The organism is Polaribacter sp. Hel_I_88 (genome assembly GCF_000687935.1).
Taxonomy (GTDB): Bacteria; Bacteroidota; Bacteroidia; order Flavobacteriales; family Flavobacteriaceae; genus Polaribacter.
The window spans coordinates 484,235-507,031 of record NZ_JHZZ01000001.1; the positions used below are offsets into that span (position 1 = coordinate 484,235).

21 protein-coding genes are annotated in these 22,797 nt (G+C 31.2%); 8 read left to right on the plus strand and 13 right to left on the minus strand.

The genetic code is table 11. The annotated features are described in order from the left end of the window. Nucleotides 1–61 precede the first annotated feature (61 nt). From ftsA to mraZ, 12 genes are all read right to left on the minus strand, one after another. Nucleotides 62–1,399 carry a cell division protein FtsA gene (ftsA, locus tag P161_RS0102160; protein ID WP_026775445.1) on the minus strand — a complete coding sequence of 446 codons (1,338 nt, stop codon included), beginning with the start codon at nt 1,397–1,399 and terminating at the stop codon, nt 62–64. Nucleotides 1,400–1,405: 6 nt separating this feature from the next. Then, the gene (locus P161_RS0102165) at nt 1,406–2,131 is read right to left on the minus strand and encodes a cell division protein FtsQ/DivIB (protein ID WP_026775446.1); all 726 of its coding nucleotides are present in this window, start codon (nt 2,129–2,131) and stop codon (nt 1,406–1,408) included. Beyond that, a complete protein-coding gene (gene murC, locus P161_RS0102170; protein WP_026775447.1) occupies nt 2,121–3,449 on the minus strand; it encodes a UDP-N-acetylmuramate--L-alanine ligase in 1,329 nt (442 codons plus the stop codon). The genes P161_RS0102165 and murC overlap by 11 nt, the downstream gene beginning before the upstream one ends. Nucleotides 3,450–3,630: 181 nt before the next feature. Further along, nucleotides 3,631–4,728 (minus strand): undecaprenyldiphospho-muramoylpentapeptide beta-N-acetylglucosaminyltransferase, encoded by a 1,098-nt coding sequence (gene murG, locus P161_RS0102175; RefSeq protein ID WP_026775448.1) that lies wholly within the window; start codon nt 4,726–4,728, stop codon nt 3,631–3,633. Then, entirely contained in the window at nt 4,715–5,902 is a 1,188-nt protein-coding gene (locus P161_RS0102180; RefSeq protein WP_026775449.1) for an FtsW/RodA/SpoVE family cell cycle protein, read from the minus strand. The genes murG and P161_RS0102180 overlap by 14 nt, the downstream gene beginning before the upstream one ends. A 139-nt stretch (nt 5,903–6,041) precedes the next feature. Further along, a complete protein-coding gene (gene murD, locus P161_RS0102185) occupies nt 6,042–7,427 on the minus strand; it encodes a UDP-N-acetylmuramoyl-L-alanine--D-glutamate ligase (protein WP_036841161.1) in 1,386 nt (461 codons plus the stop codon). A gap of 92 nt (nt 7,428–7,519) precedes the next feature. After that, nucleotides 7,520–8,746, minus strand: coding sequence for a phospho-N-acetylmuramoyl-pentapeptide-transferase (gene mraY, locus P161_RS0102190; RefSeq protein WP_026775451.1), 1,227 nt, complete (start codon nt 8,744–8,746; stop codon nt 7,520–7,522). Between the two features lies 1 nt (nt 8,747). Next, nucleotides 8,748–10,214 (minus strand): UDP-N-acetylmuramoyl-L-alanyl-D-glutamate--2,6-diaminopimelate ligase, encoded by a 1,467-nt coding sequence (locus tag P161_RS0102195; protein WP_026775452.1) that lies wholly within the window; start codon nt 10,212–10,214, stop codon nt 8,748–8,750. A gap of 1 nt (nt 10,215) precedes the next feature. Then, complete coding sequence (locus P161_RS0102200; protein WP_026775453.1) at nt 10,216–12,231, minus strand: penicillin-binding protein; 2,016 nt, start codon at nt 12,229–12,231, stop codon at nt 10,216–10,218. Nucleotides 12,232–12,237: 6 nt separating this feature from the next. Continuing rightward, nucleotides 12,238–12,564, minus strand: a complete 327-nt coding sequence (locus P161_RS0102205; RefSeq protein WP_026775454.1) for an FtsL-like putative cell division protein — start codon at nt 12,562–12,564, stop codon at nt 12,238–12,240. Between the two features lie 147 nt (nt 12,565–12,711). After that, the gene (gene rsmH, locus P161_RS0102210) at nt 12,712–13,620 is read right to left on the minus strand and encodes a 16S rRNA (cytosine(1402)-N(4))-methyltransferase RsmH (RefSeq protein ID WP_026775455.1); all 909 of its coding nucleotides are present in this window, start codon (nt 13,618–13,620) and stop codon (nt 12,712–12,714) included. Continuing rightward, nucleotides 13,607–14,074: a division/cell wall cluster transcriptional repressor MraZ gene (gene mraZ / locus P161_RS0102215; protein WP_026775456.1), complete on the minus strand. Its 468-nt coding sequence runs from the start codon at nt 14,072–14,074 to the stop codon at nt 13,607–13,609. The genes rsmH and mraZ overlap by 14 nt, the downstream gene beginning before the upstream one ends. A 203-nt stretch (nt 14,075–14,277) precedes the next feature. Between mraZ and P161_RS0102225 the strand changes: the two genes are divergently transcribed. From P161_RS0102225 to P161_RS0102255, 7 genes are all read left to right on the plus strand, one after another. Beyond that, nucleotides 14,278–15,042: an alpha/beta fold hydrolase gene (locus P161_RS0102225; RefSeq protein ID WP_026775457.1), complete on the plus strand. Its 765-nt coding sequence runs from the start codon at nt 14,278–14,280 to the stop codon at nt 15,040–15,042. A 12-nt stretch (nt 15,043–15,054) separates the two neighbouring features. Further along, a complete protein-coding gene (gene yihA / locus P161_RS0102230; RefSeq protein ID WP_026775458.1) occupies nt 15,055–15,666 on the plus strand; it encodes a ribosome biogenesis GTP-binding protein YihA/YsxC in 612 nt (203 codons plus the stop codon). A 32-nt stretch (nt 15,667–15,698) separates the two neighbouring features. Beyond that, nucleotides 15,699–16,385, plus strand: a complete 687-nt coding sequence (locus tag P161_RS0102235; protein ID WP_026775459.1) for an RluA family pseudouridine synthase — start codon at nt 15,699–15,701, stop codon at nt 16,383–16,385. A gap of 36 nt (nt 16,386–16,421) precedes the next feature. Beyond that, nucleotides 16,422–17,459 (plus strand): alkane 1-monooxygenase, encoded by a 1,038-nt coding sequence (locus tag P161_RS0102240; RefSeq protein ID WP_026775460.1) that lies wholly within the window; start codon nt 16,422–16,424, stop codon nt 17,457–17,459. A 3-nt stretch (nt 17,460–17,462) separates the two neighbouring features. Continuing rightward, the gene (locus P161_RS0102245) at nt 17,463–18,200 is read left to right on the plus strand and encodes a nitroreductase family protein (protein WP_026775461.1); all 738 of its coding nucleotides are present in this window, start codon (nt 17,463–17,465) and stop codon (nt 18,198–18,200) included. 25 nt (nt 18,201–18,225) lie between these two features. Continuing rightward, nucleotides 18,226–18,852 carry a hypothetical protein gene (locus tag P161_RS0102250; RefSeq protein ID WP_026775462.1) on the plus strand — a complete coding sequence of 209 codons (627 nt, stop codon included), beginning with the start codon at nt 18,226–18,228 and terminating at the stop codon, nt 18,850–18,852. An 82-nt stretch (nt 18,853–18,934) separates the two neighbouring features. Continuing rightward, the gene (locus P161_RS0102255; protein ID WP_026775463.1) at nt 18,935–19,180 is read left to right on the plus strand and encodes a hypothetical protein; all 246 of its coding nucleotides are present in this window, start codon (nt 18,935–18,937) and stop codon (nt 19,178–19,180) included. On the opposite strand, the gene P161_RS0102260 is transcribed toward P161_RS0102255, so the two are convergent. Next, nucleotides 19,177–21,558, minus strand: coding sequence for a penicillin acylase family protein (locus tag P161_RS0102260; protein WP_026775464.1), 2,382 nt, complete (start codon nt 21,556–21,558; stop codon nt 19,177–19,179). The two genes, P161_RS0102255 and P161_RS0102260, sit on opposite strands and share 4 nt — an antisense overlap. A gap of 72 nt (nt 21,559–21,630) precedes the next feature. Between P161_RS0102260 and P161_RS0102265 the strand changes: the two genes are divergently transcribed. Continuing rightward, on the plus strand, nt 21,631–22,794 hold the full coding sequence (locus tag P161_RS0102265; RefSeq protein WP_026775465.1) for a DegT/DnrJ/EryC1/StrS aminotransferase family protein: 1,164 nt from the start codon (nt 21,631–21,633) through the stop codon (nt 22,792–22,794). Nucleotides 22,795–22,797 lie beyond the last annotated feature (3 nt).

A 22,797-nucleotide genomic window follows, 5' to 3' on the forward strand; every position in this document is an offset into this window, starting at 1 on the left:
TGTTATTTTATTCTTTGTAATTCTTTACTTTTTTTTAATCTTGAAACTTTAGTCTTAACACTTATTCAGCATTATCTAAAAAATCCTTTAAGCCTTCTGTAAACTTTTCGAAAAAAGATTTTTTCTTTGGCTTTTTTGGGATTTCTACTTCAGGTTCTAACTCTTCTTCTTCATTTTCAATTTCTATATTTTCAGGAGTAATTTCCTCGACAACTTCTTCAGTTTTCGTAACTTTTACTTCTTTTTCTAAACTCTCCATTAACAAACCAACTGCTGTTGCATAAGCAGGACTTGATAATGCTTCTTCTGAGTCGCCAGCCAAATGCTCGTTTGGAAAACCAATTCTTGCATCCATACCAGTAATATATTCTACTAATTGGCGTAAATGTTTTAATTGAGCTCCACCACCTGTTAACACAATCCCAGCAATCAGTTTTCCTTTTTGCGTTTCATGCCCGTAATTTTTAATCTCTAAGTATACATGCTCAATAATTTCTTGAACTCTTGCATGTATAATTTTTGATAAATTTTTAAGCGTAATCTCTTTTGGTTCTCTTCCTCTTAAACCAGGAATTGACACAATTTCTGATTCTTTATTTTCTCCTGGCCAAGCAGAACCAAACTTAATTTTTAATAATTCAGCTTGCTTTTCTATAATTGAACAGCCTTCTTTTATATCATCTGTAATTACATTACCACCAAAAGGAATTACTGCTGTATGTCTAATAATTCCATCTTTAAAAATGGCTAAATCTGTGGTTCCACCACCAATATCGATTAATGCAACACCTGCTTCTTTTTCTTCTTGACTTAACACTGCTTCTGCAGATGCTAATGGTTCTAAAGTGATTTCGTTTAAATTTAAACCTGCACTTTTAATACATCTTCCAATATTTCTAATCGATGAAACTTGCCCAACAACCACATGAAAATTCGCTTCTAAACGACCTCCATACATTCCAATTGGCTCTTTAATATCTGATTGAGAATCTACTTTAAATTCTTGTGGTAATACATGAATAATTTCCTCTCCAGGCAACATCACTAATTTATGAACCTGATTTACCAAATTATAAATATCTGACTCTTCTATAACTTCATCTGCGTTATTTCTTGTGATATAATCACTATGATGCAAACTCCTAATATGTTGACCAGCAATTCCTACAACAACATCTTCTATCTTAATTCCAGAAACACTTTCTGCTTCATCTACAGCTTGCTGTATAGATTGTATCGTTTGTGTTATATTACTCACAACACCACGTTTTACCCCTAAACTTTTGGCTTTACCAATGCCAATAACTTCAATTTTACCATATTCGTTTTTACGACCAATCATGGCTACAATTTTGGTTGTACCAATATCTAAACCTACAGCTATTTTATTGTCTTCCATTTTAGGTTATTTAGTGCACACAACTTGGTTGTGATATTTTACATTTATTGTTTTATAAATCTGAATCGTTTCGTCTTCAAATGTTTTATTATAAAACGCTTTTAATTTTTTAAATTTTACATCAACTTCGGTTAATTTCCCAAAATCGATTTTATAATTTCCACTTCTTACGGAAAATTGATACTCATTCGCGTCAGATTTTGCAATTCCAACAACTTCTTTTCGCAAAAAATCATCCTTTAAAATTTTATCTATTAAAGGAATTATTTCACTTACATCATCGTCATTTTTTATGCCAGAAACCAACAATACTCTTGCTGAATAATTGTCTGACAAAGGCACTTTTACTCCCTGCTTATCAATATAATAAGAATCATTTTTGTTAATAACTCTTGCTATTGGAGTTCGCTGTTTTATCACAGATTTTAACACACCCTGAACTGTTAAAAAAACTGCAGCCTTTTCAACATAAGGGTTCTTAGAAACATTATTCTCTAGATTGTATAAATCTATTACAGATTTTGCTTGGTTTTGTACTGTTTCGTTATTTTGTATTAACAATTTATTAACCATTTCGTGCGTCAAAAAATTGTTTTCTCCATCTTCAAATTCAACAATTATTTCTGATACTTTTTTTTGTTGATTTCTGATAGATGTAAAACTATACAAAAAACCTAAAAAGCCTACTAATACTAGAAATAACGTGTATTTTAAAAACTTTTTAACCTTCATTTTCTTGTGGTTTTACAAGTTGATTTGTTACTTCATTTATCAGCACTCCAATATCACCTGCACCTAACATTGCCACTACTTTTGCTGATGATTTTTTAATATCTTTTAAAATAGTATGTTTTTGAACTAATTTTTTCTGCTTAAGATTAATTTTACTCAACAACCATTCAGAATTTACATTTGCTATTGGTTCTTCTCTTGCAGGATAAATATCCAACAACAAAACTTCATCAAATTTTGACAGAGCACTTGCAAAATCATCAATAAAATCTCTTGTTCTAGAAAATAAATGTGGCTGAAAAACAACCAGCACTTTTTCATCAGGATACATTTCTCGAATCGAATTTTCTACAGCATTTATTTCTGTTGGGTGATGTGCATAATCATCAATCAAAACCAAATTATCGGTTTTAATTTTATATGAAAATCTACGTTTTACACCTTTAAAAGTTGATAAACGCTGTTTGATATCTTCTAAAAAAACTCCATACACATCTGCCATAGCTAATGCAGCCAAAGCATTCATTACATTATGATTTCCTGGTAAATGAAACTCTATATTTTTTATAATTTCTGATGGTGTTTGTACATCAAAAATATATTTTCCACTTTCAATTTTTAAGTTGAAAGCTTTATAATCTGCTTCTTCATTTACAGCATAGGTTAATCCTTTTAAAGGCAAACCTTTGGCTACAATTAAAGTATCAGAAACTCTTTGTGAAAAATCAAAAAATGACTCATTTAAAGCTTCAGCTGCTCCATAAATATCCAAATGATCTGCATCCATAGAAGTAATACATGCAATATTTGGACTTAATTGCAAGAAAGATCTGTCGAATTCATCTGCTTCTACAACAGAAATTTTATCTTCTCCTAAAATTAAATTAGAATTGTAATTTTCTGCAATTCCCCCTAAAAAAGATGTTGCATTTACTGCTGCCATAATATGTCCTAAAATAGAAGAAGTAGTTGTTTTTCCATGTGTACCAGCAACTGCCAAGCAAAATGTACTTTCTGTAATTTTTCCTAAAACTGCGGCTCTTTTTAAAACAGTAAAATTATTATCTACAAAATAATTAAATTCGATATGATTTTTTGGAACTGCTGGTGTATAAACCACCAAAGTTGTATCCTTATTTAAAAAAGAAATCGGAATATTTTTTAAAGCGTCTTCAAAATGGATTTCCACACCCAAATCTTGCAAATCATTTGTAACTTGAGAAGGTGTTTTGTCATAACCAGCAACATTTTTTCCAACAGACGCAAAATAACGAGCAATTGCACTCATTCCTATGCCTCCAATTCCGATAAAGAAAATAGATGTAGCCCATCCTAAATCCTTCCCAAAAGGAAGGACTTTCTCACTGTTGTCTGTATGTTTGTTATTTTTTATCAATCTTATTTTCTCTTTATCTTCCTTACTCTTTTCTCTTTTCTCTTAGCTTCTTAATTATCAAAAAATAATTTATCCATAATATTATCTCTTCCCTTTATGAAAATTAAGATGGGACTTTTAATAATTTTTCAATTTCATTTACAATTGCGTTTGTTGCTCCAGGCAATGCTAATTCGTTTATATTTTCTGATAAATGCTCTTGCTTTCCTTTATCTTTTAACAACGTTTCAAAAACAATTGGAAACGTTTCTAATTCACTTTCTGGCAACAAAATTGCCCCATGTTTATCTGCAACTGATTTTGCATTTTTTGTTTGATGATCTTCTGCCACATTTGGTGATGGAATAAAAATTACAGGTTTCCCAACAATACACAATTCAGAAACAGAACCTGCACCAGATCTTGAGATTATAATATCTGAAGCTGCATACGCCAAATCCATCTTATTTATAAATTCATGTACTTGAACATGTTCTAAATTATCATATTTTTTATACTCTTCAAAATAAAATTTACCACATTGCCAGATAATTTGAACATCTTGCTTTTTAAAGAAATCTAAATTACTTTCTATTAATTGATTTATTTTTCTTGCTCCCAAACTTCCCCCTAAAACTAAGATTGTTTTCTTTTTTTTATCAATTTTAAAAAACTCTTTAGCTTCTTGAACCTTTGTATGAATTTGCAGTAAATCTTGACGAACAGGATTTCCTGTTTTTACAATTTTTGCAATCGGAAAAAAACGAGACAAACCATCATAAGCCACACAAATTTTATTTACACGTTTGCTCAATAATTTATTTGTAATTCCTGGATACGAATTTTGCTCTTGGATTAATGTTGGTATATTTCTTCTACTAGCCATTATTAAAGTTGGCCCGCTTGCAAAACCACCAGTTCCGATAGCGATATCTGGTTTAAATTGTCTTATGATTCTCCTTGCTCTCCATAAACTATCAATCATTTTAAAAGGAAAACCAAAATTTTTAGCGATTTGTTTTCTCTGAATTCCAGAAATCCACAAACCTCTAATTTCGTAACCTGCTTGAGGCACTTTTTCCATTTCCATTTTATCTTTTGCACCCACAAATAAAAAATTTGCATCAGGATAACGCAATTTTATTTCGTTTGCTATTGCAATTGCAGGATAGATATGTCCTCCTGTTCCTCCTCCAGAAATAAGTATATTATATGGTTTCATGCAAAATATCTAAAGGGTTATCATCTAAAATATCTTCTTCTGTTTCCTGCTTAGAAGCACTTACACTTAAAATCATTCCAAGTGCAAAACAAGTCATCCAAATAGAGGTTCCTCCACTACTAATTAGTGGCAACGTTTGCCCAGTTACAGGAAACAAATTGGTAGCAACTGCCATATTTATGGTTGCTTGAAATATGATTGGAAACCCAACTCCCAGAACCAATAAAGTTCCAAAAATTGTGGTTGTTTTTCTAACAACTACAAAGATTCTAAAAAGTAGTAAAAAGTAAATGGAAACAATTATAAATCCGCCAGCTAAACCATATTCTTCAATAATAATTGCAAAAATAAAATCTGAAGATGATTGTGGTAAAAAGTTTTTCTGAATACTTTTTCCTGGGCCAACACCAACTGCTCCTCCTGTTGCAATCGCTATTTTTGCTTTTTCTACTTGGTATGCTTCTTTACTATCTGCATCAGAAAAATTCTCAATTCTGTTTTGCCAAGTTTGTACTCTGTTAGGCATTACATCTGGAAAAGCTTTGGCTATCAACACAAAAAAAGCAAGTGCTAAAATACCAACTCCCAAAATAAATCCTAAATATTTTATTGGGTAACCTCCTACAAATGTCAGCGTTAAAATCATTGTAAAAATGATCGCTGTTGTAGAGAAATTTGCAGGTAAAATCAATATTAAAATTGCAAAAACAGGCAACCATAATTGCCATAAACTTTCTTTAAAGCGAATTTCTTTTTCTTTATTCCTTGCTAAATATCTTGCTACATAAACCATCAAAACCAAACCTGCCAAAGTTGATGTTTGAAAACCAATCCCTACAAACGGAATATGAATCCATCTACTTGCGTTTGCGCCACCAATTGTGGTTCCTTGCATCAATGTAAAAATCAATAATATAATTACTATTGGCAACATTAAAACTGATCCTCCAGAAAAATAGCGATAAGGAATTTTATGAACGCCATAAATAATTGCAAAACCCATTATTAATAAAACCATGTGTTTTATTAAATACCCAAATGTAGATCCAGAACCCACAACATACACCAAGTTTGTGCTTGCGCTATACACTGGCATAAAAGAGAATATTGCCAAAATAGCAACAATTGCCCAAATGGTTTTATCTCCTTTTATATGTTGAAAAATGGTTTTCATAAGCTTCTCTTAATCTCTCCAAAGGAGAGAAACACTCTTGTTTTTATACTCTTGTTTTATTACTCTTATGTCTAATTCATTAATTTTATCTAACCTCAAAATTGCTAGCTCCTTCCCTTTGGGAAGGTTGGGATGGGCTTTAAAGATTTCTAACCGCTTTTTTAAATTGACGACCTCTATCTTCGTAATTTTCAAATAAATCGAAACTTGCACAAGCAGGAGATAATAGAACAGCTTCTCCTCTTTCTGCCAATTTATGAGATACTTTTACTGCTTCTTCTGCTCCAGCAGTTTCCACAATAATATCTACTACATTACCAAATGTATTTTTAATCTTATCGTTATCAACACCTAAACATACAATTGCTTTTACTTTTTCTCTTACCAAAGGCAATAAATCAGTATAATCATTTCCTTTATCTACACCACCAACAATCCAAATGGTAGTTTTATCCATACATTCTAAAGCATAAAAAGTTGCGTTTACATTGGTTGCCTTAGAATCGTTTATATATTCTACATCTTTAATTTTAGCAACATTTTCTAAACGATGCTCTGCCCCTTCAAAATTGGACATGCTTTCTTTTATAAAATCTCTTCTAACGCTTAATAATTGAGCAGCCATTGCTGAAGCCATTGCATTTTTTGTATTGTGTTTTCCTTTAATTGATAAAGTTGATATTGGCATGTTAATTTTTTCTTTATTTAGGTTGATTATAATCTCGTTATTTTTAATATATGCTCCATATTCTAATTCTTTTTCAAGCGAAAACGGAACTAATTTTGCTTGTGTTTTATGTTCTTTTAACCAATTATTGATAGCTTCATCATCTGCATCATAAATTAAATAATCGGTTGCTTTTTGGTTTTTTGTGATTCTAAATTTCGATTCAATATATTTGTTAAAATCGTATTCATATCTATCTAAATGATCTGGAGTAATGTTTGTTAAAATCGCAATATGACTATTAAAATTTTCAATTCCATCTAATTGAAAACTGCTAATTTCTAAGACATAATTTTCGAAATTATTTTCTGCAACTTGTTTTGCAAAACTGTCTCCAATATTTCCTGCAATTCCAACATGTAATCCAGCATTTTTTAAAATATGATGCACTAATAATGTTGTTGTTGTCTTTCCATTTGATCCTGTAATTCCAATAATTTTAGCATTCGTAAATTGTGCTGCAAACTCAATTTCTGAAATCACAGGAATTGATTTTTTTAACAATTTTTGAACTAATTCTACTTTATCAGGAATTCCAGGACTTTTCATCACAACATCAGCAGCTAAAATTTTACTTTCTGTATGTTGATTTTCCTCAAAATCTATCTCGTTATTTAAAAGAACTTGCTTGTACTTTTTTGCTATTTCTCCTTTATCAGAAACAAAAACTTTAAATCCTTTTTGTTTTCCAAGAATTGCGGTTCCTACACCACTTTCTCCTCCACCAAGAATACAAAGCCCCCTTTCCCCCAAAGGGGGTAACACTGGAATCGTTTTGTTTTTTTCTTGGTTTTTCATTTTCTTTCTGTTCTCTTGTTTCTTGTTTATTAATTATAAAAATACTTTTCTTCACAAAATTGCTAATTCCCCCTTTGGGGGTTAAGGGGCTTCTACCTCAACTTCAACGTCACAATTGTAAAAACCGCTAGTAAAATTCCAACAATCCAAAAACGGACTACAATTTTACTTTCGTGATAACTTAATTTTTGATAATGATGATGCAAAGGCGACATTCTAAAAATTCGTCTTCCTTCGCCAAATTTCTTTTTCGTGTATTTAAACCAAGAAACCTGCATGATCACTGATAAATTTTCGATAACAAAAATCCCAGCTAAAATTGGTAGCAATAATTCTTTTCTGATTGATATTGCAATCACAGCTATAATTCCACCAATAGTTAAACTTCCTGTATCACCCATAAAAACCTGGGCTGGATATGTATTGTACCATAAAAAACCAATTAAAGCTCCTGCAAAAGCTAAAATAAAAACAGTCATTTCTCCAGAGTTAGGAATGTACATGACATCTAAATAATCAGCAAAAATGATGTTTCCAGAAACCCAAGCAAAAACAGCTAATGTTACTACTATAATTGCTGATGAACCTGCTGCTAAACCATCAATTCCATCTGTTAAATTTGCTCCATTTGAAACTCCTGTTACAATAAAAACAGTAATAAAAATGAAAATAATCCAACCATATTTTTCATAACCATCACCCAGAAAACTTAATGGTTTTGAGTAATCTAACTCGTTATTTTTAAAAAAAGGAACTGTTGTTTTTGTTGATTTATGCGCTTCTCCAAAAACTTGTGTTCTTCCATTTTCTTGAACAATTTGTTGATCAATTGGCAATTGCTCTTTGATAACAACATCGTCATTAAAGTATAACATAGATCCAACAATTAAACCTAAACCAACTTGACCTAAAATTTTAAACTTACCACTTAAACCGTCTTTATCTTTTTTAAATACTTTTATATAATCATCTAAAAAACCGATTAATCCCATCCAAACTGTGGTTATAATTAAAATGATGATATAAATATTATCCAATTTTGCTAATAAAACAGCAGGAATTAACGTTGCTAAAATGATAATAACTCCACCCATTGTAGGTGTACCAGATTTTTGTTTTTGACCTTCTAAACCTAAATCTCTTACAGTTTCACCAACTTGTTTTTTTTGCAAATAATTGATAATTCTTTTTCCATAAATTGCAGAAATTAACAAAGACAAAATAAAAGCTGCTGCTGCCCTAAATGTGATAAACTGAAACACACTTGCACCAGGAATGCTAAACTGACTCTCTAAATATTCGAATAAATAATATAGCATTCTAGTTCTTTTTTAGTTGATTGAAACAATTAGTAACTTCTTCTAAATCATCAAAATGAACGCGAACTCCGTTAATTTCTTGATAATTTTCATGCCCTTTTCCTGCAATCAAAATAATATCTCCAGTTTCTGAGATTTTGCAAGCAGTTTTAATGGCTTGCCTTCTATCTAAAACTGATAATGTTTTTTTATAATTTTCTGGAGAAACACCCACTTCCATTTCATCTAAAATAGTTTGTGCGTTTTCTGTTCTTGGATTGTCTGACGTAAAAATTGCTTGATTGCTTAATTGCGAAGCAATATGCGCCATTTTTGGTCTTTTCGTTTTATCTCTATCACCTCCACAACCTACAACAGTAATCACTTTTTCGTTGTTTGTTCTGATGTCATTGATGGTTTCTAACACATTTTTTAAGGCATCTGGAGTGTGTGCATAATCTACAATTGCTGTTATTCCATCCTCAGAAATAACGTATTGAAAACGACCACTTACACTCTCTAGCTGACTTACAATCGTTAAAATTTCTAGTTTTTCTAATCCTAGTAATTCAGCAGTTGCAATAATTGCTGTTAAATTGTAAATGTTAAAAACACCAATTAATTTAGTCCAAACCTCTGTACCATCCACAGAAATTAAAGTTCCAGAAAGTTGTTTTTCTAAAATTCTAGTTTTATAATCGCCAACCGTTTTTAAAGCGTAACTATATTTTTTAGCAACCGTATTTTGCAACATGAAGTTGCCATTTTTATCATCGATATTTGTTAATGCAAATGCCGATTTTGGCAAACCATCAAAAAACGCTTTTTTTACATCTCTGTATTCTGCAAACGTTTCATGATAATCTAAATGATCATGAGAAAGATTGGTAAAAATTCCACCTGCAAACGTTAAGCCTTCTGTTCTTTTTTGATGAATTCCATGCGAACTCACTTCCATAAAACAGAATTCTACACCAGCCTCTAACATCATATCTAAATATTTATTGATAGTTAAAGAATCTGGAGTGGTATGTGTTGCTTTAAATTCGGTTTCATCAACCAAAATTTTTACAGTTGATAGCAAACCAACTTTATACCCTGCTTTGTAAAATAATTGATATAAAAGTGATGCAATGGTAGTTTTTCCATTAGTACCTGTAACCCCAACAACTGGAAATATTGTAGAAGGATTTTCATAATAATTAGCAGCCATAATTGCCAAAGCAACATTTGCATCTGCAACTTGAATATACGTAACTCCTTCTTTTTTATCACTTGGAAAATCTTCACAAATAATTACACTTGCACCTAAAGAAATTGCTTTATCAATATATAAATGACCATCTACTTGAACACCTTTTTGAGCTACAAAAACATCATTAGGCTCAACTTTTCTAGAGTCGAAAACAATGTTATTTATATCAATATTTGTATTCCCAAATACTTGTTTGATGGCAACCTTATATAATATGTCTTGTAATTTTTTCAGTTTATGATAATTTTAAAATAATTGTGGTTCCTTTTACAAGCTTTTCGCCCTTTTTTATGGATTGTGTTTTTACTTTTCCTACACCAGAAAACTGAACTTTCATTCCTATATTTTCTAACATAGAAATAGCATCCATTCCATCCATTCCCTCTACATTTGGCACTTCTTTGTAATTCTTATACGCAACTTTATCGTACGCTTTGTATTGATTATCTAAAGTTGCATATGTTACTTTTTGATTCACAGTTTGATTATCAATAGGTGTGGTTGTATAAATTTTCTGTGCAATTTCTTTAAAAATTGGCCCAGCAACAGAAGCTCCATAATATCCCTTCTCTTTATCTGGGTCGTGAACTAAAACTATACAGGAATATTTAGGATTTTCTGCTGGAAAAAAACCTGCAAAAGAAGCTGCATATTTTTCTGTTGAATAATAACCACCTTCCCATTCGCCATTTTTATTTTTAACTCTTGGAATGTATTTTTTAGCAGTTCCTGTTTTACCTGCCATTGAAAAATTGGGAGAATAAATATTATCCGCTGTTCCTTTTATCACCACGTTTTCTAAAACTTTTCTTATTTTATTAATGGTTTCTTGTGATGCAATTCTTGGATTTACAACTTCAGTTTCAAAAACCTTTTCTGCTTTATCTTCTCTTCTTAATTCTCTTACAAAACGAGGTTTTACCATAACTCCATTATTAGCAACAGCATTGTAAAACATTAAAGTTTGCATTGGTGTTACAGAAATTCCATAACCCCAAGCCATCCATTCTAAAGAAATTTTACTCCAAGCTTTGTCAGATGGTTTTGGTATGTAAGGTTTTCCTTCTCCTTTAATTTGAAAACCAATTGGTTTTGTAAATCCGTATTTTTCTATTTTATCGATGAACTTTTCTGGTTGATGATCGTAATGTTTTTTAATCAACTTTACAATTCCAACATTCGATGAAACCTCAAAAACTCTTGCAGCAGAAATTTCTCCATAACCACCATGTTTTGAATCTTCAACTTTTCTGTTATTGACGTAAATTCTACCTCTTTCAGTATCTACAACTGTAGATGTATCAATATATTTATCATCTAAAACAGCCATTAAACTTGCTAATTTAAAAGTAGAACCAGGTTCATGACTTTCCCAAACTGCATAGTTTCTTTTCTCAAAATACGTTCCTTTTGATGTTCTTCCTAAATTAGAAATAGCTTTAATTTCGCCAGTGGCAGTTTCCATAACTACAGCACAACCATGCTCTGCATCAAAATATTCTAACTGACGCAACAAAGCATGGTGAGTAATATCTTGAATATTTACATCAATTGTTGTAATCACATCATGCCCATCAATAGGCTCTTTTTCATTAACATCAGAAATTGGTTTCCATTGATTTTTTGCGATTTTTTGTTTCCAACGCAAGCCATTTTCACCTTCCATAAAATCTGCAAAAGCACCTTCAATGCCAGCTTCTCCTCTAAAATCTGCATAGCCAATTGTACGTTCTGCAATTTTACCTATTGGATGCTCTCTTACTGTTTTATGCTCCGCAATAAAACCTCCTTGATAAACACCCAAATTAAAAATTGGGAATGATTTCATTTTCACGTAATCATTATACCCAACATTTCTGGCTATTAACAAATACCTGTTTTTACGTTTTTTTGCGTTTCTTAATTTTGTTTGATAATGGCTTGCAGAATAGCCAAACATTTTTGACAATTCTTTAGATAATGCTGCAATATTTTTTTCAAAAACAGTTCCATCTACTGCAACAACATCCATTCTAATGGTATATTTAGACATTGATGTTGCCAACAAATTACCATCCGCAGCATAAACATTTCCTTTATTCGCAGAAATTGTAAACTCTTTTACTGTAAGATCTGTAGAAAGTTTTCTGTATTTTTCTCCTTGAAAATATTGAATGTTTACCACACGAAAAATAACCGCAAACAAAATAAGCGTAATAAAACCAGCTACAATGTAGAATTTGGTAAGGATGCTTTTTTTGTGAGTTGCCAATTTGTTTTAGTCTTTATAGGTTACTTTTATTTTTTTTGGAGGATTTCCTGAAGGTTTCAGCCCTCTAGATTTTGCTTTTTCTCTAATGTTAGATTCCATCTTCATTCGCATTAAAATGGTTCCTGTATCTACATATTCTGCTCGTAATTCTCGTTTCTTTTTATTTAACTCCGATATTTCTATCACTTTTTTATCTGCACTGTGTGCGCTTGAAATCATAATTAACAAAAGCACAACTACGAATATGATGATTCGCCAATTTTTAAAAGCAGACTCATCTGTAAGGAAACTTCCTCGCAAAAAATCGTAAATACCTCTTTTAACTTTTGTCATACTTCTTTAATTCAAGGTTTAAGGTTTAAAATTCAAAGTTGATTGTGGAATCTGTACTTTTAAAATTTTATCTTGTTTCTTGTTTCTTGTTTCCTGTCTCTCTTTTCTTTACTCTTTTTCTTTACTCTTTATTCTATATTCTTCACTCTATTTTCTCTCTTCTTTCAAAGTTGCAATTCTTAATTTCGCACTTCTTGCTCTGTTGTTAATTTTGATTTCTTCTGGAGTTGGAATGATTAATTTCCCAACTCTTTTTAAAGGTTCATTAGATCTCCCAAAAGCATCTTTTTCTGGCTCACCCTTAAATAAACCTGTATGAATAAATCTTTTAACCAATCTATCTTCTAAAGAATGATAAGAAATAACACTCAATCTTCCTTCGTCATTTAATAAATTCGGAATTTGTAACAAAAACTCCTTTAAAACCTCCAACTCTTCATTTACCTCAATTCGGATTGCTTGAAAAATTTGCGCTAAAATTTTATGCTCTTTTGCGTTTGGTAAATATTTCTTTAAAATCGTTTTTAATTGAAAACTAGTCTCAATTTTTTCATTTTGTCTTTCTTCTACAATTGTTTTGGCAACATTCTTAGAATTTCTAATTTCACCATACATAAATAATATGTCTGCTAATTTTTCTTCTGAATAAGTGTTTACAACTTCTTTTGCTGATATTTTAGAACGTTGATTCATTCTCATATCTAAATCGCCCTCAAAACGAGTTGAAAAACCTCTTTCTGCTTCATCAAATTGATGAGAGGAAACTCCTAAATCTGCTAAAATTCCATCAACTTTTTTTATCCTATGGAATCTTAAAAACCTTGAGATATATCTAAAATTCTCTGGAATTAATACAAAACGCTCATCATCAATTACATTTGCTAAAGCATCAGGATCTTGATCAAAAGCGAATAATTTTCCGTTTTTGCCTAATCTTTTCAAAATTTCTTTTGAGTGACCTCCACCACCAAAAGTAACATCAACATACACACCATCTTCTTTGATAGCAAGTGCATCCACGCTTTCTTTTAATAAAACTGCATTATGATAACTCATCGAATTCTGTATTTCCCATTACTTCTTCAGCCAAATCTGCAAAATCATCTGCAGCATCGTCAATGGCTTTTTCGTACTTGTCTTTATCCCAAATCTCAACAATGTTTCCAGAAGACGACATCACTACTTGTTTCTGTATTCCAGCAAAATCGCACAAATCTTTTGGTATTTGAACTCTACCAGTTGCATCTAATTCCACCAACTTTACACCAGCCGTAAACCTTCTTATAAAATCGTTGTTCTTTTTTTTAAATTTGTTCAATTTGTTAATTCTTTCCATCATTATATTCCATTCTTTCATAGGATATAATTCTAAGCACTTCTCAAATACTGCTCTTTTCAACACAAAACCTTCTTGTAAAATTGGTTGCATTTGCTTTTTGAGAGCTGATGAAACCATCACTCTGCCTTTAGCATCTGCTTTACATTCGTATGTACCAATTAGGTTTATCACGTTTAAGAATTAATTAACATCAAAAATATGTAAATTTTACCACTTTTTACCACTTTTTACCACATTGTTAATAAAAACAACCAATAACCCTATTCTACATGAGAAAACCACTTGTTAACAACTGCATTCATGGATTCATGAAAACGATTTCCATCTAATAAAAAAGAATTACATTTGCCATCGAGAGCAATCAAACAAAATCAATGACTGACAAATTAAAAACCGAAGGTGATTTCACCTACGCAGAAGCTGGAGATGGACCTGCAATCATTGTTTTACATGGATTAATGGGTGCTTTGAGTAACTTTGGAGCTACTTTTGATCATTTTTCTAACAATGGATATAAGGTATTAATACCTGAATTACCTTTATACACTCTTCCACTTATAAAAACGAATGTTAAAAATTTAGCAAGCTATCTAAAAGATTTTTTAGAATTTAAGCAAATTGATAGCGCTATTCTTTTAGGAAACTCTTTAGGTGGCCATATTGCCTTGTATTTTACCAAACATTATCCTGAAAAAGTAAATACTATTGTACTTACAGGAAGTTCTGGTTTGTATGAAAAAGCAATGGGAGATAGTTTCCCAAAAAGAGGAAATTACGAGTATATTGAAAATAAAGCTAGAGAGGTTTTTTACGATCCAAAAGTTGCCACGAAAGAATTGGTAGATGATGTGTATGCTACTGTAAATGACAGAATAAAGGCTTTAAAAACCTTGTCTATTGCTAAAAGTGCAATTCGTCATAACATGAAAAATGATTTACCAGAAATGACACAACCTACGTGTTTAATTTGGGGAAAACAAGATGGAGTTACACCTCCAGAAGTAGCTGTGGATTTCCATAAATTATTGCCAAATTCAGATTTATTTTGGATTGATAAATGTGGACATGCTGCAATGATGGAAAGACCTGAGGAATTCAATCAAATTTTGTTTGATTGGCTAAAATCTAGAAATATATAAAACTTTTTTGTTGTGAAAATTAAGTCTGCTGAATTTGTAATGAGTAACAGCAATGTTATAAATGCACCCAAAGATAGGATTCCTGAATATGCTTTTATTGGGCGATCTAATGTTGGAAAATCTTCATTAATTAATATGTTAATGGAGCGTAAAGATTTGGCTAAAATTTCTGGTAAACCTGGTAAAACGCAATTAATAAATCATTTTAAAATAAATGATGAATGGTTTTTGGTAGATTTACCTGGGTATGGTTACGCATCTGTTTCAAAAAAGAAACGTGTAATTTTTCAGTATTTTATTGAAAACTATTTTAAGGAAAGAGAACAATTGGTTTGTACGTTTGTTTTGATTGATTCCAGACACGATCCTCAAAAAATCGATTTAGATTTTATGCAGTTTCTAGGCGAGAATCAAATTCCTTTTTGCATTGTTTTTACAAAAGCAGATAAATTAGGTAGTTCTAAATTGAACAAACAAATAACATCTTACAAAAAGAAATTACTACAACATTGGGAGTCTTTACCAATGAACTTTTTAACCTCTTCTCAAACAGGTTTAGGTAGAAAAGAGTTTTTAGATTTTATTGATGGCGTAAATAAAGATGTTGCCAAAGATTTTAAATAAAACTTTTCGACTGAGCTCAAAGTAACACGTATATGCATTCTACAAAACAAAACTTACAAGTACTTTTTGAAGATAATCATATCATCATCATTAATAAACGAGCTGGAGATATTACACAAGGTGATAAAACTGGCGATAAACCTTTAAGTGATGTTGTTAAAGAATACGTAAAAGACAAATACAACAAGCCTGGCAATGTTTTTATTGGTACTGTACATAGATTGGATAGACCAACATCTGGAATTGTTATTTTTGCAAGAACCAGCAAAGCTTTAGAGCGTTTAAATAAAATGTTGCGTGATAAAACCATCAACAAAACCTATTGGGCATTGGTTAAAAAGCAACCTAAAAAAGAAAGCGATAATTTAATAGATTTTCTAAAAAAAGACACTAAAAAGAACAAATCTTTTGTGTACAAAAAGGAAATTGAAGGCAGTAAAAAAGCGACCTTACACTACAAAACAATTAAAAAACTAGACAATTATACTCTGTTAGAAATTGATTTAGAAACTGGCAGACATCACCAAATAAGAACACAACTCTCTTATATTGGTTCTCCTATAAAAGGCGATTTAAAATATGGTTTTGATAGAAGCAACAAAGATGGCAGCATCAGTTTGCATGCTCGTAAAATTGAGTTTATTCATCCTGTTTCTAAAGAAAAAATTGCGCTAATTGCTCCAACTCCAGATGATGTAATTTGGAACGCTTGTAACTAAGTATTTTTTACTATTTTTAAGAAATATTTTTAAACAATGAAAGCGCTTAAATATTTCTCCATCTTAATTTTACCACTTGTCGTTTATATTTCTTTTACCAATAAGGGTTGGCTTACACATTTGCCTGCTTTGGTTTTCTTTGGCTTGGTTCCTTTTTTGGAGTTTTTCATCAAACCGAATAAAAATAATTTTACCAAAGAGGAAGAAATGGTTGAGAAAGAAAATAAACTATATACGTATTTATTATACGCAACTTTACCCATTCAAATTGTATTTTTATTTTTCTTTTTTGACGCCATTCAAGAACCTAACTTAACCAATTCAGAAATTTTTGGACGCGTTTTTGGGATGGGCATTATGTGTGGAGTTCTAGGTATAAATGTTGGGCACGAATTAGGCCACAGAAACAACAGATTTGATGAATTTATTGGAGAAATATTATTACTAACGTCTTTAAATACACACTTTTTACCTTATCATAATGGAGGACATCATTTTAATGTAGCCACTCCAAAAGATGCAGCAACAGCCAAAAAAAACGAATGGCTTTTTATTTTTTGGATTCGCTCTCACTTTTCAAGTTATTTAAAAGCTTGGGAATTAGAAAACAAACGAATAAACGAATCAAATCGTTTTTGGTTTCATCATCAAAATAGAATGGTTGTGTACACGATTTGTAATTTAACAATCTTGAGTTTGATTTACTTTTTCTTCGGACAATTTGTGTTATTTGCATTTCTTGGAGCTGCAGTTTCAGGAATTATTTTATTAGAAACTGTAAACTATATTGAGCATTATGGTTTGTTGAGAAAACAAAACGAACATGGGCGTTATGAACGTGTAAAAAGGAATCATTCTTGGAATTCAGATCATCAAGTTGGGCAGGTTTTGTTGTTTAATTTATCTCGTCATTCAGATCATCATTATAATGGTGCAAAACATTATCAACTCTTAAAAACAGTTCCAGAAAGTCCGCAAATGCCAACAGGCTACCCAGGCATGATGTTGTTATCACTCTTTCCTCCTTTATGGTTTTGGGTGATGAACAAAAAAATTAAACAAATCCAATCATAAATTATGTCCACAGAAAAAACGGTTTCTGAAGCAATTCATTATAGACGCTCAGTAAGAGTTTATGATGCAGAAAAACCAATTGATAAAAACATCGTAAAAAAATGTATTGAGCAAGCATCTTTAGCACCCAATAGTAGCAATATGCAATTGTGGGAGTTTTATCACATCACCTCAAAAGGCACTATTGCTAAAATTGCACCTTTTTGTTTTAATCAAAATGCAGCTAAAACTGCCCAACAATTGGTAATTTTTGTTACCCGAAAAGATTTATGGAAACAAAGAGCAAAAGCCAACTTACGTTTTATTGACAGTAATTTTGGCGCAAACAACCCAAAAACTGAACAAACTAAAAGAGAAAAAACAGCCAGAAGTTATTATGGAAAAATTATCCCTTTTGCGTATGCTGATTTTTTAGGGATTTTAGGATATTTAAAATATATGATGGTTTCCATCATCGGACTTTTTAAACCCATTTACAGACAAGTTAGAAAAAGCGATATGCGTATTGTTGCTCATAAAACCTGTGCTTTAGCTGCTCAAAACTTTATGATTTCTATGGCTGCAGAAGGCTATGACACTTGCCCAATGGAAGGTTCAGATACTTTGCGCGTAAAAAAATTGTTAGGATTGCCTTTTGGTGCTGAAATAAATATGATTGTTTCTTGTGGCATCAGAAAACCAGAGGGTGTTTATGGAGAACGTTTTAGAATTCCTTTTAAGGACGTTTATACCGAGGTTTAAAATTAATATATTTACAAAAAAAAACATGAAAAAAATTATAATTCTACTTATCCTTTTTTTACAATTCTCAACATATTCTCAAGAAGATTTTGAAGGTATTTTAAAATTCAAAATCAAAATACAAGATAAAACAGGACAAATGACTGACGAGCAAACTGATATGTATGTAGGTAATTTGCAAACATATTATCTTAAAGGTAAAAAATATAAATCAGAAATGAATGGTATGTTAAAAATGATGACATATCATGAAGGTAAAGACACTTTATTTACTAAAATGAATGGTGTAAACACATTAATGTATTCGTTGTCTGATGAAAGTGAAGAAAAAGTAATTTCTTACGAATTTAAAAAAACTGACAAAGTTGTTCTTGGCTATAAATGCGAATTACTTGAAGTAAAAACAAACAAAGGTTTTCATCAATATTATTTTAATAAAGATTTAAAAAATTCACCAACCGCTTACGAAAATCATAAAATGGGATTATGGGATTTTTTTACTGAAAAAACTGGTGGAGCGCTTTCTATTATTCAAATTTCTGATGTCGAAGATTTTAAAAGCTCTATTGAATTAATTTCTGTTGATAGAAAAAAATTAGACGACAGTACTTTTGTGAAACCTAACTTACCTATTGTTAAAATGCCAGAATAAAAAGTGAGAAATTAGAGGATTTGAAGGTGTTTATAGGGAATGTTTTAAAATTCCTTTTGAGGAAGTTTATTAAGAAGTTTAAATGGAAGAAATTTTTGGACTTGGAATTCTATGGTTAATATGTAATTTCATAGGTGGGACTTTAAGATGGATTTATGGTTCAGTTTGGAGAACTATTTTTAACAAACCTAAATTCAAATATAAAGAATATGTTTTTGGAGTCGAAAATACCAAAGATCATTTTGACGTTCATGGACATCATTTAAATAATATGATTATTACATTTATTTTTATAGGATTATCAGTTGCTATTCTTTCTTCAATTTAGCTTTTAGACTTCAACACCAACACATTTTCACTTCTTTTTATTTGAACCTGATTTAGTTTCATGTCTACAAATTCACCATTTACGAACTTTTGAGCTTGATCTTTATAATGAGGACTAAAAACATTGCCTGATTGTCCTGTTGGTACAATACCCAAACTATTTCCTATATCAGAAAAATCTATGACTCTTCTTGTAGATGGCCCAGCAGTAATTTTATAAACTCCTGTGCTATCTAATTTAAAAATTTGATTGTTGATGACTTCATTTCCACCAACAGTTTCAAAAGGCCCAACATTAAATATTGTACGCAAAACACCACCAGCTTTTCCAATAGCATGTTCATGTTCTACAGAAATTACTCTTTTCCAAAACCAATCATCCACATTTTTACCTAATTGATTTTCTAAAAACTCAAAACTACTTTTAAAAGAATTGGTTATAATTTCTTCTCTGTTTTCAACGTTTTCTAACGTAGAAACATCATCCCACCAAACAGAATTTGCTCTATTAATTTGAATTGGCAATGCTTGATCTTGCAATTGAGAGTTGATAAACAAATCAAAACTATTTCCTAATTCATCTTTATAGGTATTTGCCAAAACTTCATATAAAAAACGATTGTAAATTGTTGGAGCAACTGCCTCTTTCATATAGTTTCCATCCCATTTTTGTAAAATAGCAATCGCTTTTTTCTGTGAAACATTTAAATCAGATTCATTGATATTTTCAATTAAATCCGCAGCAATTTCAGAAACTGTAGATGATTTTACATCAAACATCATTTTTGCAACATCTTCTTTTGTAAAATCGTTTTTAGCCTCTAATAATTGCGTAATTCTTTTGGCTCTATCTTGTGGTTGATAATATCCAGGATACAATTTTCCTCTCACAGAATCTGGCTGATTATTTGCTGAATACACATAATTCCAACTTGGATTTATGGCTTGTGGATTTTCTTCGAAAGGTAAAAATTCAGTGATTTCATCTTTACCAGAAGCACCATCTAAATAGGTTTTAGAGGACACACTATCTCTTAATTGATACAATTTCGCAGAAGCAAACCAAGCCACATTCCCTTTTGCATCACCATACATTACATTTAAACCTGGAGCATGAATTTTAGCAACAGCATCTTTAAAATTGGTTAACGATTTTGCGTGAGACATTTCATAAGAAACATCTAATTGCTCGTTTTTAAGCTGCGTATACATCCAATTCATGGCAATGGGTCTGTCATCTTCTAAATGAGCAATAATGCCATTCATAATTGGCCCATGTTTTGAAACTTGCACTTGAAAAGTAGTATCTTTTTGGTCTTTTACGCTGATGGTTTTATCAATAATTGTATAATCTTTAAACCCATCTACAGTTTTATACTGATTGGAATTTTTAGAATTATTTTCTTCGATATAAAAATTTAAATCGTCGTTTGCCAACATTGTTAAACCATAGGCATACTCAGTATTATGCCCTAATAATGGAAAAGGCATCAATGCAATATTGAATCCATAAATTTCAAAATCGGGTGTTTTTATATGATTTTGATACCAAACAGAAGGTTGAGAAAACCCAATATGAGGATCGTTTGCAAAAATTACTTTCCCCTTTGCAGTTTTTTCTGGCGCAATTACCCAAGAGTTACTCCCAATAAACGTTGAAACAGGTAATTGATCCATCAACTTGCTAACAGCAGCAGACATTTGCCCTTTAATTTCTTTAGTTTCGTATTTGTTGATTGTTAAATCTCCAAAATCTGTAGTCATCACCTCATTAAAATAAGCATCTCCTAATTTCTCTTTTATTTCTGTTAAAAAAGGATCTGTTTTATGGGCGACTGCAAAGCTAAAAGCCATATAACCAAATACATTATATACGTCTTTTATGGTGTAATTTTCTTTTTCTACGCCTACTAAAGAAAATTCTAAAGGCGTTTTTCCATCATTTATATATTGATTAATTCCATCTAAATACGATTGCGTTAACATATAAGCTTCAGAGTTTTTATCCAAATTAGCAATTGTTTTTTCAGCAGCTTCTTCAATTCCTAAACCTGCAAAAAACACATCTGTAGCAAGCAAATCTTTGCCAAACATTTCAGACAATCTACCTGAAGCAATTCTTCTAATCAATTCCATTTGCCACAATCTATCTTGAGCATGCACATAGCCCAAAGCTACATAAGCATCTTTTTGGTTTTGTGCATTGATGTGAGGAACCCCAATTTCATCAAAATAAACAGTTACTTCTTCAGATAAATTTTTGATTTCTAATTCTCCATCATATTTTGGATGATAAGTCATGGAATACAACCAAACTCCAACAACCACAAGAACAATTACTAAAACTAAAAACTTTAAGGCTTTTTTGATAAATTTCATTTGAAAATTTTTGATGAGGCCAAAGATAAAATATTTATGTTGTATTTTTGATGTTTAACAATTTCATCATTTATGAAAAAAATTCAAATGGTTGACTTACAAAGTCAATATCAACAAATAAAAGAAACAGTAGATGCTTCCATTCAAGAAGTATTAAACACATCCTCTTACATTAATGGACCTTTGGTGCATGAATTTCAAAAAGATTTGGAAGATTATTTAGGAGTAAAACACGTAATTCCTTGTGCAAATGGAACTGACGCTTTGCAAATTGCAATGATGGGTTTAGGTTTAGAGCAAGGAGATGAAGTAATTACAGCCGATTTTACATTTGCAGCAACTGTAGAAGTGATTGCGCTATTAAAATTAACACCAGTTTTAGTTGATGTTGAAGCTGATACTTTTAACATTAATATTGAAGCGCTTAAAAAGGCAATTACTTCAAAAACAAAAGCCATTGTACCTGTTCATTTATTTGGACAAGTAGCCAATATGGATGCAGTTATGGAAATTGCCAAAGAACATAATTTGTTTGTAATTGAAGATAATGCACAAGCAATTGGTGCCAATTATACGTTTAAAGATGGTACACAAAAAAAGGCTGGAACTATTGGAAATGTAGGAACAACTTCATTTTTCCCTTCTAAAAACTTAGGGTGTTATGGAGATGGAGGCGCTATTTTTACCAATGACGATGACCTTGCACATACTTTAAGAGGTATTGTAAATCATGGCATGTACGAACGTTATTATCATGATGTTGTGGGTGTAAATTCTAGATTAGACTCTATTCAAGCTGGAGTTTTAAAAGCAAAATTGCCGAATTTAAACGATTATTGTAATTCAAGAAGAAATGCAGCTCGTTTTTATAATAATGCTTTTGCAAACAACCCAAACATTATAACTCCAACTGCAAAATCTAACAAAACAGCAAATTGTAATCAAATTTGTGATGTTTGTGATTGCCACGTTTTTCATCAATATACATTACAAATTACCAATGGAAAAAGAGATGAATTACATAAACATTTGTTAACGAAAGATATTCCAAATGCTATTTATTATCCTGTAGCTTTGCATTCACAAAAAGCTTACAAAGATGAAAGGTATAATGAAAGCGATTTCCCTGTAACCAATGAATTGGTAAAAACAGTAATTTCTTTACCTATGCACACAGAATTAGAGAAAGATCAATTGACGTTTATTACTGAAACCATCATCAATTTTTTAAAATAAATA